Source organism: Stenotrophomonas sp. SMYL89, from assembly GCF_036319985.1.
GTDB lineage: Bacteria > Pseudomonadota > Gammaproteobacteria > Xanthomonadales > Xanthomonadaceae > Stenotrophomonas > Stenotrophomonas maltophilia_Q.
The window spans coordinates 23,787-40,250 of sequence record NZ_JAWIRW010000027.1 but is presented as its reverse complement, the minus strand read 5'-3'; the positions used below and the strand labels follow the sequence as shown (position 1 = coordinate 40,250).

Here is a 16,464-nt window from a genome sequence, read left to right as displayed (position 1 = left end):
CAGATCGCAGAGAACTGTCGAAGGCGGGGTGGGTCCGGTTGCGGGGGCGTGAGCCGCATGGATGCGGCGACCGAGCCTCCATGGACGGATTTACGGCGCCCCCCGCAACCGGACCCACCCCGCCATCCCACGGAATGTTCGCTGTTGCTGTTGCTGTTGCTGTTGCCGGCCAGCGGCCGGCACTACCGCGGGGAGCGGGGTGCAACCCCGCACGCACACCCAACCTCCTCACTTCACTGAATCGAAAACCGGTTTCGGCACGGCACTTGCACTGGCTCCAGCAGACAACCCCATCCCTGTTTCTGGAACCGTTGCAGATGTCCCACTCCGTCACTTCGATCCTTTCGCAGATCCGCTCCTATCAGACCCAGATGGGACAGCCGGCGCTCAACCCGCTGGGCGAAACCCCGCGCAGCAATGCCCTGCCGGGCACGGTGCTGGAAGCACCGCAGGCCCAGCCGGCCAGCTTCACCGAAACCCTGCGTGGTGCGATTGCCGGCGTCAACGACGCGCAACAGAAATCCGGCGCCCTGGCCAAGGCCTTCGAAATGGGCGACCCCAGCGCCGACCTGGCCAAGGTGATGGTCGCCTCGCAGCAGTCCCAGATCGCCTTCCGCGCCACCGTGGAAGTCCGCAACCGTCTCGTCCAGGCTTACCAGGACGTGATGAACATGCCGCTGTAAGGAACATTGACGCATGGCACTGACGCTCTCCAAGGACAGCCTGAACGCCGAGAAGGCCGGGCAATGGTTCGACCGCCTGCAGAGTCTGCAGATCACCCGTCGGCTGGGCCTGATGGCGATGATCGCGGTGGCGGTGGCGGCAGGCCTGTCCGTGTTCTTCTGGTCACAGAAGCCGGGCATGGTCCCGCTGTATACCGGCCTGGACCAGAAGGCGACCGCTGAAGCGACCGACCTGCTGCGCGCCGCGCAGATTCCGTTCGCGCTCGATCCCGCCACCGGCGGCATCACCGTGCCGGAGAAGAACCTGCACGACGCCCGCCTGAAGCTGGCCGGCTCCGGCCTGACCGACAGCGGCAAGCTCGGTTTCGAGCTGATGGAACGCGACCCCGGCTTCGGTGTCAGCCAGTTCGTGGAAAGCGCGCGCTACCAGCACGCGCTGGAAACCGAGCTGTCGCGCACCATCAACACGCTGCGCCCAGTGCGCGACTCGCGCGTGCACCTGGCCATCCCCAAGCCCAGCGCCTTCACCCGTCAGCGCGATGTCGCCAGCGCTTCGGTGACCCTGGAACTGCGCGGAGGCCAGCAGCTGGAACGCAGCCAGGTGGACGCCATCGTGCACATGGTCGCGGCCAGCATCCCGGATCTTGCCCCGGAACGGGTGACCGTGGTCGACCAGAGCGGGCGCATGCTCAGCATCACCGACCCCAACAGCGAGGCAGCCGTCAACGCTGCACAGTTCGAACAGGTGCGCCGCCAGGAAACCTCGTTCAACCAACGCATCCGCGAGCTGCTGGAACCGATGACCGGCCCGGGCCGCGTCAATCCGGAAGTGAGCGTGGACATGGACTTCTCGGTGACCGAGGAAGCCCGCGAGCTCTATAACGGCGAGCCGCAGAAGCTGCGCAGCGAGCAGATGAGCGAGAACACCACCAGCACGCCGGGTCCGCAGGGTGTGCCGGGGGCGACCAGCAACAGCCCGCCGGGCCAGCAGGCCGCGCCGGCCACGGCGCAGACCCCGACCGAAAGCAGCAAGAACGCGACCCGCAACTACGAGCTGGACCGCACCCTGCAGCACACCCGCCAGCCCGCGGGCCGCATCAAGCGCGTGTCGGTGGCAGTGCTGGTGGACAACGTGCCGCGCGCCGGCGCCAACGGCAAGATGAGCCCGCAGCCGCTGTCGGCCGCCGAGCTGACCCGCGTCGAGGCCTTGGTGAAGCAGGCGGTCGGCTTCAACGCCGAGCGTGGCGACACCGTGTCGGTGATGAACGCCCCGTTCGTGCGCGAGATCACGCCCGAGGAAGGCCCGGCCTGGTGGGAGCTGCCTTGGGTGCACGACGCCGGCCGCATGCTGCTCGGCGCGGTGGTGGTGCTGGCACTGCTGTTCGGCGTGCTGCGCCCGGCGCTGCGCGCGATCACCGGCCAGAACAAGAAGAACGACGAGCACGCACTGGAACCGCATACCGCGGACGTGCAGCTGGTTGATGACGATGGCACCCCGCTGCCGGCGCTGGGCGCCGACCGGGCCAGCCTGGCCGGGCCAGACGCACTGGCCCTGCCGGTGGATTCATATGAGGAACGACTGCGGATGGCGCGTGAAGCCGTGAAGACCGACTCCAAGCGCGTGGCCCAGGTGGTCAAGGGCTGGGTGGCCAATGACTGAGCCGCAATTGACCGGCGTGCAGCGCGCGGCCGTGCTGCTGCTTTCGCTGGGTGAGCTGGACGCGGCCGAGGTGCTGCGCCACATGGAACCCAAGGAAGTGCAGAAGATCGGCATCGCCATGGCCACCATGACCGACATCACCCGCGAGCAGGTGGAACGGGTGATGGACCAGTTCGGCCAGGAGCTGGGCTCGAAGACCTCACTGGGCGTGGGTTCGGATGACTACATCCGCAACATGCTGGTGCAGGCGCTGGGCAGCGAGAAGGCCGGCAACCTGATCGACCGCATCCTGCTCGGCCGCAACACCACCGGCCTGGACGCGCTGAAGTGGATGGACCCGCGCGCGGTGGCCGACCTGGTGCGCAACGAGCACCCGCAGATCATCGCCATCGTGATGGCGCACCTGGAAACAGACCAGGCCGCCGACGCACTGAAGCTGCTGCCCGACCGTACCCGCGTCGACGTACTGCTGCGCATCGCCACCCTCGACGGCATTCCGCCGAACGCGCTCAATGAACTCAACGAGATCATGGAGCGCCAGTTCGCCGGCAACCAGAACCTGAAGTCGTCCAACATCGGCGGCGTGCAGTGCGCGGCCAACATCCTGAACTTCATGGACAGCGGCCAGGACCAAGCGATCCTGGGCGAAATCGCACGCATCGATGCGCCACTGAGCAACCGCATCCAGGACCTGATGTTCGTGTTCGACGATCTGGTCGATCTGGACGATCGCGAAATGCAGCTGGTCCTGCGCGAAGTGAGCGGCGAGCGCCTGGGCCTGGCCCTGCGCGGTGCCGACATCAAGGTGCGCGACAAGATCACCCGCAACATGTCGCAGCGCGCGGCCGAAATCCTGCTGGAGGACATGGAAGCCCGTGGCCCGGTGCGCCTGTCCGACGTGGAAGGCGCGCAGCGCGAGATCCTGGCCATCGTCAAGCGCATGGCCGATGAAGGCACCGTCACCATCGGCGGCAGCGCGGAGGCGATGCTGTGAGCAACGTCGTGCGCTGGCTTGCCCCGGACCTGCTGGCCCAGCCCGAACCGGCGCTGGCGCAGGAAGATGTGTTCGAACTCACCGAGCCGGACCCGGAACACGAACCCGAGCCACCGCTGCAGCTGCCGACCCTGGAGGAGATCCAGGCGATCCAGGACAGCGCCGAGAAGGAAGGCTTCCAGCACGGCCATGCCGACGGCTACAGCCAGGGCCAGGCCGAGGTGCGGCGCCTCGCCGCGCAGATCGAAGGCATCCTGGACAACTTCAGCCGGCCGCTGGTGCGGCTGGAGAATGAAGTGGTCGGTGCGCTCGGCGAGCTGGCCGTGCGCATCGCCGGTGCCCTGGTCGGGCGTGCCTACGAGGCCGACCCTGCGCTGTTGGCGCAGCTGGTCGGCGAGGCCATCGACGCGGTCGGAGGCAGCACCCGCGAAGTCGAGGTGCGCCTGCACCCCGACGACATCGCCGCCCTCGCCCCCCTGCTGAACCTGTCGCCGCAGCAGCGCCTGGTGCCCGATACCAGCCTGAGCCGCGGCGACCTGCGCGTGCATGCCGAAGCGGTGCGCATCGACGGCACCCTGGAAGCCCGCCTGCGTGGCGCGCTGGATGCGGTGATCCGCCAGACCGGAGCAGGCGCATGACGCCCGAATCGCAGCCCACGCCACCGCCCGCCGACTGGGCCATGGCCCGCAACCTGCGCCTGGCCCGTCGTCTCGACGGCCTGCGCGTGGATACCGCGCATGGTCGCGGCCTGATCCGCGAGGGCGTGCTGCGTCGCGCGGTCGGGCTGACGCTCGAAGCGGTTGGCTGCGAGGCACCGCTGGGCGCCAGTTGCAAGGTGGAAGTGGTCGACGGTGGCTGGGTCGATGCCGAAGTGGTCGGCTTTGCCGGCGAGCGCACCTACCTGATGCCCAGCGCTGAACTGCACGGCCTGCTGCCCAACGCCCGCGTGGTGCCGTCGGCGCGCCGCGGTGGCGTGGAAGTCGGCGAAGGCCTGCTCGGCCGGGTCATCGACAGTGATGGCGTGCCGCTGGACGGCAAGGGGCCGATCCGCGCCGAAGGCCACGTCGGCATGGCCGGTGTCTCGATCAATCCGTTGGCACGTGAACCGATCACCCAGCCGCTGGACGTGGGCGTGCGCGCGATCAACGCGCTGCTGCCGATCGGCCGCGGCCAGCGTGTCGGCCTGTTCGCCGGCTCCGGCGTCGGCAAATCCACGCTGCTCGGCATGATGACCCGCTACACCGCTGCCGATGTGATCGTGGTCGGGCTGATCGGTGAACGTGGCCGCGAAGTCCGTGATTTCGTCGAAACCACGCTGGGTGAGGAAGGCCTGCGCCGCGCCGTGGTGGTGGCCAGCCCGGCCGACCGCCCGCCGCTGGCACGCCTGCACGGCGCCTACCGTGCCACCGCCATTGCCGAATGGTTCCGCGACCAGGGACTGAATGTGCTGCTGCTGATGGACTCGCTGACCCGCTTCGCCCAGGCACAGCGCGAGATCGGCCTGTCGGTCGGCGAGCCGCCGACCACCCGCGGCTACCCGCCGTCGGTGTTCGCCAAGCTGCCGGCGCTGGTCGAACGCGCCGGCAACGGCGCCAAGGGGCGTGGTTCGATCACGGCGTTCTACACGGTGCTGACCGAGGGCGACGATCCGCAGGACCCGATCGCCGATGCCGCCCGCGCGATCCTCGATGGTCACATCCTGCTCTCGCGGCGCGTGGCCGACAGCGGCCTGTATCCGGCCATCGACGTCGAATCGTCAGTCAGCCGAGTGGTCACGGAAATCGCCGACGAGCCGTGGCGCCTGCGCATCCGCAAGCTGAAGCGGCTGGTCTCGGCCTACTCGGCCAACCGCGACCTGATCGCCATCGGTGCGTACCAGCGCGGCAACGACGCGGCCACCGACGAAGCCCTGGAACGCTGGCCGGAAATCATGGAGTTCCTCGGCCAGGACGTTGCCAAGGCCGCAGATCTCCCGCACAGCCAGGCGGCACTGCAGCGCCTGGTGGAACAAGAGAGTTAAGCCATGAACCAGTCCAAGCGCATCGATCCCCTGCTCAAGCGGGCCCAGGAACACGAGGACGCGGTCGCCCGAGACCTCGCTGAACGCCAGCGCGTTCTCGATACCCATCTATCGCGACTGGACGAACTGCGACGTTATGCCGAGGAGTACGCAAACGCGCAGATGGCAGCGACCAGCCCGGCGCAGCTGCTGAACCGTCGCGCTTTCCTGGACCGCCTGGACAGTGCGGTCGAGCAGCAGCAAGCCACGGTCAACGGCAACCGCGAAAAAGTGGAAGCCGAGCGTGCCCGCCTGATCCTGGCCAGCCGGGACAAGGCCGTGCTGGAACAGCTCGCCGCCAGCTACCGCGCGCAGGAAAAAGTGGTGACCGATCGCCGCGACCAGCGCGAGATGGACGACATCGGTGCGCGCCGCGCGCGCCTTGTACAGGCCGAAGACCAGGATGGCACCGAGCAGGGAGGCCGCTCGTGATGCCCTCCCCGCTCGCCAGCAGCGCCAACGCGCAGACACAGAATTCCGGCGGCGCTGCAGCGCGCGCACCGCGCAGCGAGCGCGGCAAGGAATTCGGCCAGCTGCTGCAGGGTGGCGCGCCCTCTGCAGCCGCCCCTGCCAGCAGCGCCACCACGCCGACGCCATCCACGCCGAGCCAGCCATCGACCCCCGACAGCAATGGCCAGGCTCCCGGCGAACGCAACGCAGAAGGCGAAGCGGCAAGCGCTGAAACGTCGCCGCTGCCGCCCGTTGCCGCCACCCCGGCTGGACCCGGCACCGACAAGGACACGCCCGCCGCGACCGAGGATGCCCCGTGGCCACCGCTCGGCCTGGCCGGCCTGGTGCTGGCGATGCCGACGCCCGTGAATCCGGCCGCCGCTCTGCCGACCACCGCTGCACCGTCGCTGGCCAGCGACGGTAGCGCGCTGCCCGCTGCCACCGCCGCGAACCCGGCGCTGCCCGCAACCGCCCCAGCAGCGGCTACCGCAGCCGCAGCGACGGCCGACGGCAAACCTGCGGCGACCAGCGCTGACGATGCCAGCGCGCTGCCACTGCCGGAGATGATCCCGCCCGGCAAGCGCAGCGAGCGCGGCGAAGGCAGTGACGTGGCTGCCCTCGGCGACCGCAACAGTGCACCACTGCTGCACGCACCGGCAGCGGCCGCCGTGCAGGACCTGAAAGCGGCGCTCGCCACCGGCAACGCGATCTTCAATGGCGAACCCACGCCCAAGCCCGTGCTGGGTGACGACGGCTTCGACCAGGCCATCGGCGCGCGCCTGGGCTGGCTGGCCGACCAGAAGATCGGTCACGCCCACATCCGCCTGAGTCCGGACGACATGGGCCCGGTGGATGTTCGCCTGCAGTTGAACGGCGACAAGGTGCATGCCAGCTTCAGCAGCCCGCACGTGGACGTGCGGCAGGCGCTGGAAAGCAGCCTGCCGCGCCTGCGCGAGCTGCTGGGCGAACAGGGCTTCCAACTGGCCCACGCCGATGTCGGCCACCAGGCGCCTGGAGGTGACGGCAGTGCGTCGGGGCAATCCGGCGCCGGCGGCATGGCCGGTGACGGAGAACCGTCGCCGGGTGACACCAGCGTGTCGTCCGCGCAGTTGATCCGCCAGCGCGGATTGCTGGACGCCTACGCCTGACAGACGTGCCAACCAAGGTTGGCACCTACCAGAGTGGGGCGGTCGGTGCCCACCAGGGCACAGGGGCACCGGGGCAATGGAGCCGGCCAGGATCGGCACTTCGCCGTATCGCGTTGGTGGCTGCGGAGCTTGCTCCGCACGGCCGCACCGGCACCCCGACGGAATTCCGTCGCACCCCACTGCCCCATCTTCGGCACACCCCTTGCATATCCCGGTGAAGCAACCCTCAGGAGCTTCACCCCGTGGCCGCAGCCGCTGACAAAACCAAGAAGACCGCCGAGAAGGACAAGGCCGCCAAGCCGCGCAGTCCGATCCTGATCACCGCATTGGTGGCCGTGCTGGCCGCCGCCGCCGCTGGTGGCGGCGTCTGGTTCTTCACCCAGTCCAAGCCGGAAGAGAAGACCGCGCAGGCCCCGAAGAAGTCGGCCACCCCGGCGCCGGCGCAGTACTTCGCGCTCGACCCGGCCTTCGTGGTCAACCTCAACGGCCCCATCGACGGCCCGCGCTACCTGCAGCTGGAAGTGCAGCTGATGACGCGTGACCCGGCCGCGCTGGAGGCGATCAAGACCCACGCGCCGGCCATCCGTGCACGCCTGCTGATGCTGTTCTCGCAGGTCAGCCCCGACCAGATCGCCGATGTCGCCGGCAAGCAGAAGCTGCAGGCTGCGTCGCTGGCCGAAGTGCAGAAAGTGCTCAAGGCCGAGACCGGCAGCAATGGTGCCGACGACCTGCTGTTCACCAGTTTCGTGACCCAGTAAGGGCCCACCAATGAATGATCTGTTGTCCCAGGACGAGATCGATGCCCTGCTCCACGGCGTGGACAGTGGCGCGGTCGAGACCGATCCGGAACCGCCGTCAGGCGAAGCGCGCTCATACGACTTCGCCAGCCAGGACCGCATCATCCGCGGTCGCATGCCAACCCTGGAAATGGTCCACGAGCGTTTCGCACGCCTGTGGCGGATCGGCCTGTTCAACCTGATCCGCCGCTCGGCCGAGCTGTCGGTGCGCGGCATCGAGCTGATCAAGTTCAACGACTACATGCACTCGCTGTATGTGCCGACCAACCTGAACCTGATCCGTTTCAAGCCGCTGCGTGGCACCGGCCTGATCGTGTTCGAACCGACCCTGGTGTTCGCCATCGTCGACAACTTCTTCGGTGGCGACGGGCGCTACCCGACCCGCATCGAAGGCCGCGAGTTCACCGCCACCGAAATGCGGGTGATCCACCTGCTGCTGAAGCAGACCTTCGCCGACCTGCGCGAGGCCTGGGCACCGGTGATGGATGTCGACTTCGAGTACATCAACTCGGAAATCAACCCGCACTTCGCCAACATCGTGACGCCGCGCGAGTACGTGGTGGTGTGCCGCCTGCACGTCGAGCTCGATGGTGGTGGCGGCGATATCCACGTGACCCTGCCGTACTCGATGCTGGAGCCGATCCGCGAACTGCTCGACGCCGGCATCCAGAGTGACCGCAACGACCGCGACGAGAGCTGGGGCCAGACCCTGCGCGAACAGCTCAACATCGCCGAGGTGACCCTGTCCAGCGTGCTGGCCAGCAAGCGCATGACGCTGCGTGACCTGACCCAGCTGAAGGTCGGCGACATCCTGCCGATCGAGCTCAGCCCGCAGGTGCCGTTGTGCGTGGAGAACATCCCGGTGTTCACCGGCGAGTTCGGCATCGCCAACGGCATGAATGCCGTGAAGATCACCGCTACCCATCCGCCGGGCACCCGCCCGCGCGTACCCGTCATCCAGGAAGACCCGCAATGAACGATATCGACGCCCTCGAACCCACCCCGGCCCAGTTCAGCAGCCTGCAGGCCGACGAGGCGAACGGCCCGGACCTGAACCTGGACGTGATCCTCGATGTGCCGGTGACGCTGTCGCTGGAAGTCGGTCGCGCGCGCCTGCCGATCCGCAACCTGCTGCAGCTCAACCAGGGCTCGGTGGTGGAACTGGAACGCGGCGCCGGCGAATCGCTGGATGTGTTCGTCAACGGCACGCTGATCGCCCACGGCGAAGTGGTGGTGATCAATGACCGCTTCGGCGTGCGCCTGACCGACGTGGTCAGCCCGAGCGAGCGTATCCGGAGACTGCGTTGAGCCTGCTGGCCTCCACCCTGCTGGCGGTCGGCAAGGCCGCCGCCCCGGTTGGCCCGCAGATTGGCCAGCATGCGGCCGCCGCACCCAGCCTGTTCGGTGCGGTGCTGGCGCTGCTGGCGGTGCTGGCCCTGGTCATCGGCCTGGGCTGGCTGCTCAAGCGCATGCCCGGCAGCGGCTTCCGCCCTGCCGAAGGCATGAAGCTGGTAGCCAGCCTCAGTGTCGGCGCCAAGGAACGCGTGGTGGTGGTCGAGGTCAACGGCCAGCAGCTGCTGCTGGGCGTCACCGCCGGTGGCATCAATACCCTGCATACCCTGCCCGAACCGTTGCCGCCACCGGCGCCGGTACGCGTGCCGGACTTCAAGAACCTGCCGAATTTCGCCCAGCTGCTGCAGCAGCGGCTGCGCAAGGACCCCTGACATGCGTGTCACCCGTACCCGTCTTGCCATCCTGATGCCGTGGCTGCTGTTGCTTGCCCTGTGCCTGTTGCCGGCACTGGCGTTCGCCGCGCCCGGCGCACCGACCACGCCGCTGCCGGACATCAACGTCGGCAAGATCGGCGGTGCGCCGGTCAGCCTGCCGCTGCAGACCCTGCTGCTGATGACGGCGATCACCCTGATCCCGTCGATGCTGCTGGTGCTGACCTCGTTCACCCGCATCATCATCGTGCTGGGCCTGCTGCGCCAGGCGCTGGGCACGGGCCAGACGCCGTCCAACCAGGTGCTGCTGGGCCTGGCCCTGTTCCTGACCGCGATGGTCATGCTGCCGACCTGGGACAAGGCCTGGAGCACCGGCATGGCGCCTTACCTCAACGGCGACATCGACTTCCAGACCGCCTGGACGCTGACCACCACGCCGCTGCGCGCCTTCATGCTGGCGCAGATCCGCGAGACCGACCTGATGACCTTCGCCGGCATCGCCGGGCACGGCACCTACGCCAGCCCCGACGCGATCCCGTTCCCGGTGCTGGTCGCCTCGTTCGTCACCAGCGAGCTGAAGACCGCCTTCGAGATCGGCTTCCTGATCTTCATCCCGTTCGTGATCATCGATCTGGTGGTGGCCAGCGTGCTGATGTCGATGGGCATGATGATGCTGTCGCCGATGCTGGTGTCGGCGCCGTTCAAGATCCTGCTGTTCGTGCTGGTCGATGGCTGGGTGCTGACAGTCGGCACACTGGCGGCGAGCTTCAATCCGGCTTGATATCCCCCGCAAAGAGCAGTCGAGCATGGCTCGACTCTACATAAGCAGATGGAACCCGAATGTCTCCCGAACTTGCCCTGACCGAACTGCGTGGCGGCCTGATCACCGTGTTGTGGGTGGCCGGCCCGCTGCTGCTCACCGTACTGGTGGTGGGCGTGGTGGTCGGCGTCGTGCAGGCCGCGACCCAGCTCAACGAACCGACCATCGCCTTCGTCGCCAAGGCGGCGGCGCTGACCGCGGTGCTGTTCGCGCTGGGCAGCCTGCTGATCGGCCACCTGGTTGAATTCACCACGCTGTTGTTCCAGCGCATCCCGCACCTGATCGGCTAGGACACACGCTTCGATGGACGCCGCCACCCAGATGGCTGCCGACGGCCTGCAGGCCTTCGGCATGATCGGCACCGTACTATGGACCATGCTGCGCATCGGTGCGGTGGCCATGGCCATGCCCATGGTCGGCACCCGCGCGGTGCCGGCGCGGATCCGCGTGATCCTGGCCGGCACCCTTGCCATCGCGTTGGCACCACTGCTGCCGCCGGTACCGGACTGGACCGGCTTCGACGCCGCCACCGTGCTGACCATCGCCCGGGAACTGGCCATCGGCGTGTCCATCGGCTTCCTGCTGCGCCTGGTGTTCGAGGCCGGTGCGCTGGCCGGCGAACTGATCGCCCAGGGCACCGGCCTGGCCTTCGCGCAGATGAGCGACCCACTGCGCGGCGGCACCTCCGGCGTGATCGGGCAGTGGTTCTACCTGATGTTCGGCCTGCTGTTCTTCACCGCCAATGGCCACCTGGCGCTGATCTCGCTGGTGGTGGACAGTTACCGGGCACTGCCGATCGGCGCCCCGCTGCCCGACCCGCACGCGTTCTTCAGCATTGCCCCGACCTTCCTGCTGACCGTACTGCGCGGCGCACTGACCCTGGCCATCCCGCTGACGGTGGCGATGCTGGCGGTCAATCTGGCGTTCGGCGTACTGGCCCGCGCCGCCCCGGCGCTGAACCCGATCCAGTTGGGCCTGCCGGTCTCGCTGCTGCTGGGCCTGTTCCTGCTGGCCCTGCTGGCCGGTGAAATGGGGCCGCCGGTGCAGCGCTTGTTCGATGCCGCCTTCCAGGCTGCGGACGCGGTTACACACTGACCTGATCATCACGTTTTACTGGTTGCCATGCATTCGTTTCTGTAGAGCCGAGCCCATGCTCGGCTGCCATTGGCCGAAGCGCTAGCCGAGCATGGGCTCGGCTCTACAGGGGCGCAATTTCACGTCTTGCCGCTTGAAGTCCCCCCGGGTCCACGCGTTAGAGTGAATGCGCGGCGCCCAGGGGGACGCCGCGTCTGGTCGACGCACTGCGTCGGCCTGCCTCATGCATGCCCCACCGTGGTTTCCGTCGACAGGCAGGTCCGGGAGACTGACGAATGCTGGTAGGCACGTACAATCCTTGGCTGGTGGCGATCTCGTTGCTGGTCGCCGTGATGGCTTCCTACACCGCGCTGGCGATGGCCGGGCGCACCGTCACCGCACCAGGCAAGGGCGCGGCGTGGTGGTGGCGCCTGGGGGGCGGCTTCGCCATGGGCCTGGGCATCTGGTCGATGCACTTCATCGGCATGCTCGCCTTCGACCTGCCCATTCCACTGGGCTACGACCTGCCCATCACCCTGCTCTCGCTGGCGTTGGCAATCGCCTCGTCTGTGTTCGCGCTGTGGCTGGTGTCACTGCGCACCCTGCCGCATCCCCGCCTGGCCGGCGGGGCATTGCTGATGGGTACCGGCATCGCCTGCATGCACTACGTCGGCATGGCGGCCATGCGCATGCAACCCGGCATCGACTATGACCCGGGCTGGCTGCTGTTCTCGCTGATGGTGGCGGTCGCCGCCTCGTGGACTGCGCTGTATGTGGCATTCCGCCTGCGCGCGCAGCGCACCCGTGTCGGCGACCGCCTCGCGGCCGCCGGCCTGCTCGGGCTGGCCATCGTCGGCATGCACTACACCGGCATGGCCGCCGCACGCTTTCCGGAAGGCAGCATCTGCGGCGCGGCGGTCGGCGATGGCCTGCAGAGCGAATGGCTGGCCATGCTGGTGGTGCTGCTGACCGTCGCAATCCTGGCCGTGGTGCTGGTGGTGTCGTGGCTGGACCAGCGGGTCGAGGCCCAGCTGCTGCGCCTGCGCAACTCGATGTTGAGCACCTCCCTGACCGACGCGCAGCAGGAGCTGACCCAGGCTGCACTGCATGATCCGCTCACCCGCCTGCCGAACCGCCTGCTGCTGCAGCGGCGCATCGTGCAGGCGCTGGCCGAGGCCGAACAGGGCGGCAGCCGTTTCGCAGTGATGTTCATGGATCTTGACGGCTTCAAGCAGGTCAACGATGCCTATGGCCACCAGGCCGGCGACGCGCTGCTGGTGGCGGTGGCCGAGCGCACCCGCCAGCTGCTGCGCCCCCATGACATGCTGGCCCGCCTCGGCGGCGATGAGTTCGTGCTGGTGGTACGCATCGAGCACGACGAGGATCTGCCTACCCTCGCCCGGCGCATCCTGCAGGCGGTCGGCAGCGGACCGCTGCTGCCGGACAACGAACTTCAGGTAACCGCCAGCATCGGCGTGGCGATCTGCCCCGACCATGCTGCCAGCGAGCGGCAGCTGATGGCGTTTGCCGACGCGGCGATGTACCAGGCCAAGGAGTCCGGACGCAACGCCTTCGTGCTGTTCGCGGACTGGATGAACGACAGTGCCGAGCAGCAGTTCCGGCTGCTGGCCGACCTGCGCCGGGCGATCGGCAGCGACCAGTTGTTCCTGAACTTCCAGCCCAAGATCCGCGTCGCGACGCAGAAGGTGGCCGGCGCCGAGGCGTTGATCCGCTGGCGGCATCCGGAACATGGCCTGATCCCGCCCGATCGATTCATCCGCCTGGCCGAGCGCAGCGGCGCGATCAACGACATCGGGCGCTGGGCGCTGGACCAGGCCTGCCAGCAGCTGCGGCGATGGCACGATGCCGGTCATGAAGGCTGGTCGATGTCGGTGAACCTGTCGCCGGTGCAGTTCAGCTCGCCGCACCTGCTGCAGGACGTGCGCACGGTGATCGAGCGCCACAACATCGCGCCACGGCACCTGGTGCTGGAAATCACCGAAAGCACGGTGATGCGCGATACCGACACCAGCCTGCGCCTGTTGCAGGCACTGTCGGCACTGGGCGTAGGCATTTCCATCGACGATTTCGGCACCGGCTATTCCAGCCTGCTGTACCTGAAGCGGCTGCCGGCCACCGAGATCAAGATCGACCACGCCTTCGTGCGCGACCTGGAGCACAGCGCCGAGGACGTGGTGATCGTCTCGGCGATCGTGGCGCTGGGCCATGCGCTGGACATGGACATCGTCGCCGAAGGCGTGGAAACCGCCGCCCAGCGCGCCTACCTGGAGCGTCTGGGCTGCGACTACCTGCAGGGCTACCTGCTGGGCCGGCCGGTCGATGCAGCGCGCTTCATGCAGCTGCACGACCTGCCACGGCCGCGGGTGGAACTGGCGCAGAGCCCGCCGCCGCAACACCCGCCCGGATAACGCCTCGCGGCGCGGCCGCCCGCCATCACGGAACGACTCCTTCGACACCCTCCTGTAGAGCCGAGCCTGCGCTCGGCTGCGCTTCGCGCTTGAGCCAACCGCAGCCGAGCATGGGCTCGGCCCTACAAATGCCCCGCGCCTCCTGTAGAGCCGAGCCTGCGCTCGGCTCCCGTATGATGGGCCGCGCGACCGTCATGCAAGGAAGAGCCCGTGGCACTCCGCACCACCCTGGCAGGTCTGCTGCTGGCCCTGAGCTGCGCCCGCGCATTGGCCAGCGATCTGTCATGGTCGCTGCCCGCGGATGCATCTCCCGCGCAGACCGACGCAGCCCTGCGAACACTGGGCACCGAGCTGCTGAAGTCTGCCTCCCTGACCGACGCACAGCGCAGCCACGCGCTGCTTGCGCTGGACCGGACCAGCGAAGCGCGGCGATCGATCCAGCAGGCACGCGCATCGCTTGCAAGCGACGGTGATACCGCGGCGGTGCAGCGCTGGGTGCCGATGCTGCTGCTCGCCACCGCCGGCGAGCAGGACGCAGCGGGGTATGCGCGTGCCTTCCACAGCACCTTCGCTGCCCTCGACGACGTTGCCGCGGTGCAGGCCGATGCCGCGCTCTCGGTCGAGCCAGCCCCGGTGCGCGCGCAGCTGGAGCAGGCCATCGCCGCGCAGGCGGGGGCCGCGACCGTCACCGAGGCCGTCGCCCTGGAACTGCTGCGCCTGCGGGCGGTACTGCGTGCACAGACCCTTGCCGCCGCACTGGCCCCTGCGCTGGTCGCCGCGGAAGAGCAGCGTCGCTTCGTCATCGACGATGCCCTGCGCATCCCCGCCGGCGATGGCGTCGTGCTGTCGGCGCAGCTGGCACGGCCACGCGCCGCCAGGGCTCCGCTGCCTGCAGCAATGCTGTTCACCATCTACACCGATCCACCCAAGAACCGGCAGAAGATGCTGCTGGCCGCCGCACATGGCTACGCCGGCATCGTGGTCGATGCCCGTGGCAAGGGTCGGGGCATCGGCACCATCGCTCCCTATGAGCATGACGGCGGGGACGCCAACGCAGCCATCGACTGGATCAGCCACCAGCCGTGGAACGATGGCCGGGTGGCCATGTATGGCGGCAGCTATGAGGGCTTCACTGCCTGGGCGGCGGCGCGCCATCACCATCCCGCACTGAAGACCATCGTGCCCTACGTTGCCGCCATCCCCGGCCAGGGCCTGCCGATGGAAAACAACGTGTTCCTGAGTGCCAACTACGGTTGGGCGTTCTATGTGGCCAATGGCCCGATGCTGGACAACGACACCTACAACCAGAACGAGCGCTGGTCGCAGCTGCCGCGCCGCTGGTATGCCTCCGGCCGCCCCTACCGGCAGATCGACCAGGTCGATGGCACGCCGAACCCCTGGCTGCAGCGCTGGCTCGACCACCCGGCGTACGACGCTTACTGGCAGTCAATGGTTCCCTATGGCGACCAGTTCGACGACATTCGCATCCCGGTACTGACCATCACCGGCTACTACGACGATGGCCAGATCTCGGCACTGCAGTACTTCAAGGACCACCTGCGGCACCGCCCCGATGCGGACCATGCCCTGCTGATCGGCCCCTACGACCATCGTGGTGCGCAGTCGGCGGTCAAACCGCTGCAGCTGCGTGATTACGCGATCGACCCCGCCGCGCAGTTCGATACCCCGGCAGTCACCTTCCAGTGGCTGGACCATGTGCTGCGCGGCGCGCCGCGTCCTGCGCTGGTGCCCGACCGCGTGAACTACCAGCTGATGGGCGCCAACCGCTGGGGCCATGCGGCAACGCTGGACGCCGCCGCGGGTGCCCACCGCCGCTACCACCTGTCGGCCGCACCCGCTTCGGCCGATGGCTACCACCGCCTGCAGGAACAGCCGCCAGCGCCAGGCCAGCTGGGGCAGACCGTGGACCTGGCCGACCGCAATGAAATGCGGCATGGCTACTACCCGTTCCCGATCATCGCAGCACAGGACGAAAGGGATACGGCGCTGTCCTTTGTCACCGATCCCTTTACAGGCCCGATGGATCTGGTGGGCAGCTTCTCCGGCGACCTGAAGGTCCGGATCAACAAGCGCGACTTCGATTTCACCGTCACCCTGTACGAACTGATGGCCGATGGACGCCGGATGCAGCTGTCCTACTACATGGGCCGGGCCAGCCACGTGCGTGACCCGACCACGCGCCAGCTGCTTCAGCCAGGCCAATGGACCCACCTGCCCTTCGACCGCACGCGCATGGTGGCGCGCCGACTGGCCGCCGGCAGCCGCCTGCTGGTGAAGGTGGATGTACTGAAGGACGCGATGCACCAGGTGAACCACGGTACCGGCCGCGATGTCAGCGACGAGAGCGTGGCCGATGCGGGTGAACCGCTGCGGGTGGACTGGCACAGCGACAGTGTTCTGACGATTCCGCTGCGGGCGGTAACGCCGGATGGATGATTGCGCCGGGCACGGTCCGGCGTTACCCGTGCCGCCGCCCGCCATCACGGAACGGTTCCTGCAACACCCTCCTGTAGAGCCGAGCCTGCGCTCGGCTGCGCTTCGCGCCTGGGCCCAACCTCAGCCGAGCGTGGGCTCGGCTCTACAGTAGATCCACGCCATGCGTGGA

General features: G+C 68.1%; 16 protein-coding genes. All 16 read left to right on the top strand.

Going from position 1 to position 16,464, the window contains the following annotated elements:
• Nucleotides 1-317: 317 nt before the first annotated feature.
• The 16 genes from fliE (at nucleotide 318) to V3B41_RS19510 (ending at nucleotide 16,295) form a co-directional block, all read left to right on the top strand.
• Complete coding sequence (fliE, locus tag V3B41_RS19585; RefSeq protein WP_005416441.1) at nucleotides 318-683, top strand: flagellar hook-basal body complex protein FliE; 366 nt, start codon at nucleotides 318-320, stop codon at nucleotides 681-683.
• Nucleotides 684-696: 13 nt separating this feature from the next.
• Nucleotides 697-2,343, top strand: a complete 1,647-nt coding sequence (fliF, locus tag V3B41_RS19580; protein WP_049429345.1) for a flagellar basal-body MS-ring/collar protein FliF — start codon at nucleotides 697-699, stop codon at nucleotides 2,341-2,343.
• A gap of 7 nt (nucleotides 2,344-2,350) precedes the next feature.
• Nucleotides 2,351-3,337 (top strand): flagellar motor switch protein FliG, encoded by a 987-nt coding sequence (gene fliG / locus V3B41_RS19575; RefSeq protein ID WP_024958226.1) that lies wholly within the window; start codon nucleotides 2,351-2,353, stop codon nucleotides 3,335-3,337.
• Entirely contained in the window at nucleotides 3,334-3,975 is a 642-nt protein-coding gene (locus tag V3B41_RS19570) for a FliH/SctL family protein (protein WP_049429346.1), read from the top strand. Before fliG ends, V3B41_RS19570 begins: the two co-directional genes overlap by 4 nt.
• Nucleotides 3,972-5,357: a FliI/YscN family ATPase gene (locus V3B41_RS19565; protein ID WP_164147210.1), complete on the top strand. Its 1,386-nt coding sequence runs from the start codon at nucleotides 3,972-3,974 to the stop codon at nucleotides 5,355-5,357. The genes V3B41_RS19570 and V3B41_RS19565 overlap by 4 nt, the downstream gene beginning before the upstream one ends.
• A gap of 3 nt (nucleotides 5,358-5,360) precedes the next feature.
• A complete protein-coding gene (fliJ, locus tag V3B41_RS19560) occupies nucleotides 5,361-5,828 on the top strand; it encodes a flagellar export protein FliJ (RefSeq protein ID WP_005413256.1) in 468 nt (155 codons plus the stop codon).
• The gene (locus tag V3B41_RS19555) at nucleotides 5,828-6,994 is read left to right on the top strand and encodes a flagellar hook-length control protein FliK (RefSeq protein ID WP_197620527.1); all 1,167 of its coding nucleotides are present in this window, start codon (nucleotides 5,828-5,830) and stop codon (nucleotides 6,992-6,994) included. Before fliJ ends, V3B41_RS19555 begins: the two co-directional genes overlap by 1 nt.
• A gap of 242 nt (nucleotides 6,995-7,236) precedes the next feature.
• Nucleotides 7,237-7,752, top strand: a complete 516-nt coding sequence (locus V3B41_RS19550; RefSeq protein WP_057504318.1) for a flagellar basal body-associated FliL family protein — start codon at nucleotides 7,237-7,239, stop codon at nucleotides 7,750-7,752.
• A gap of 10 nt (nucleotides 7,753-7,762) precedes the next feature.
• The gene (gene fliM, locus V3B41_RS19545) at nucleotides 7,763-8,767 is read left to right on the top strand and encodes a flagellar motor switch protein FliM (RefSeq protein ID WP_049431106.1); all 1,005 of its coding nucleotides are present in this window, start codon (nucleotides 7,763-7,765) and stop codon (nucleotides 8,765-8,767) included.
• Nucleotides 8,764-9,099 carry a flagellar motor switch protein FliN gene (fliN, locus tag V3B41_RS19540; protein ID WP_005409543.1) on the top strand — a complete coding sequence of 112 codons (336 nt, stop codon included), beginning with the start codon at nucleotides 8,764-8,766 and terminating at the stop codon, nucleotides 9,097-9,099. Before fliM ends, fliN begins: the two co-directional genes overlap by 4 nt.
• A gap of 17 nt (nucleotides 9,100-9,116) precedes the next feature.
• Nucleotides 9,117-9,515 (top strand): flagellar biosynthetic protein FliO, encoded by a 399-nt coding sequence (gene fliO / locus V3B41_RS19535; protein ID WP_170272481.1) that lies wholly within the window; start codon nucleotides 9,117-9,119, stop codon nucleotides 9,513-9,515.
• A 1-nt stretch (nucleotide 9,516) separates the two neighbouring features.
• Nucleotides 9,517-10,296, top strand: coding sequence for a flagellar type III secretion system pore protein FliP (fliP, locus tag V3B41_RS19530; protein WP_329861805.1), 780 nt, complete (start codon nucleotides 9,517-9,519; stop codon nucleotides 10,294-10,296).
• A 59-nt stretch (nucleotides 10,297-10,355) separates the two neighbouring features.
• Nucleotides 10,356-10,625, top strand: coding sequence for a flagellar biosynthetic protein FliQ (locus V3B41_RS19525; RefSeq protein WP_005413254.1), 270 nt, complete (start codon nucleotides 10,356-10,358; stop codon nucleotides 10,623-10,625).
• Between the two features lie 13 nt (nucleotides 10,626-10,638).
• Entirely contained in the window at nucleotides 10,639-11,430 is a 792-nt protein-coding gene (fliR, locus tag V3B41_RS19520; RefSeq protein WP_099552064.1) for a flagellar biosynthetic protein FliR, read from the top strand.
• A 275-nt stretch (nucleotides 11,431-11,705) separates the two neighbouring features.
• The gene (locus V3B41_RS19515) at nucleotides 11,706-13,838 is read left to right on the top strand and encodes a bifunctional diguanylate cyclase/phosphodiesterase (protein WP_197620529.1); all 2,133 of its coding nucleotides are present in this window, start codon (nucleotides 11,706-11,708) and stop codon (nucleotides 13,836-13,838) included.
• Nucleotides 13,839-14,048: 210 nt separating this feature from the next.
• The gene (locus tag V3B41_RS19510; protein ID WP_197633623.1) at nucleotides 14,049-16,295 is read left to right on the top strand and encodes a CocE/NonD family hydrolase; all 2,247 of its coding nucleotides are present in this window, start codon (nucleotides 14,049-14,051) and stop codon (nucleotides 16,293-16,295) included.
• Nucleotides 16,296-16,464 lie beyond the last annotated feature (169 nt).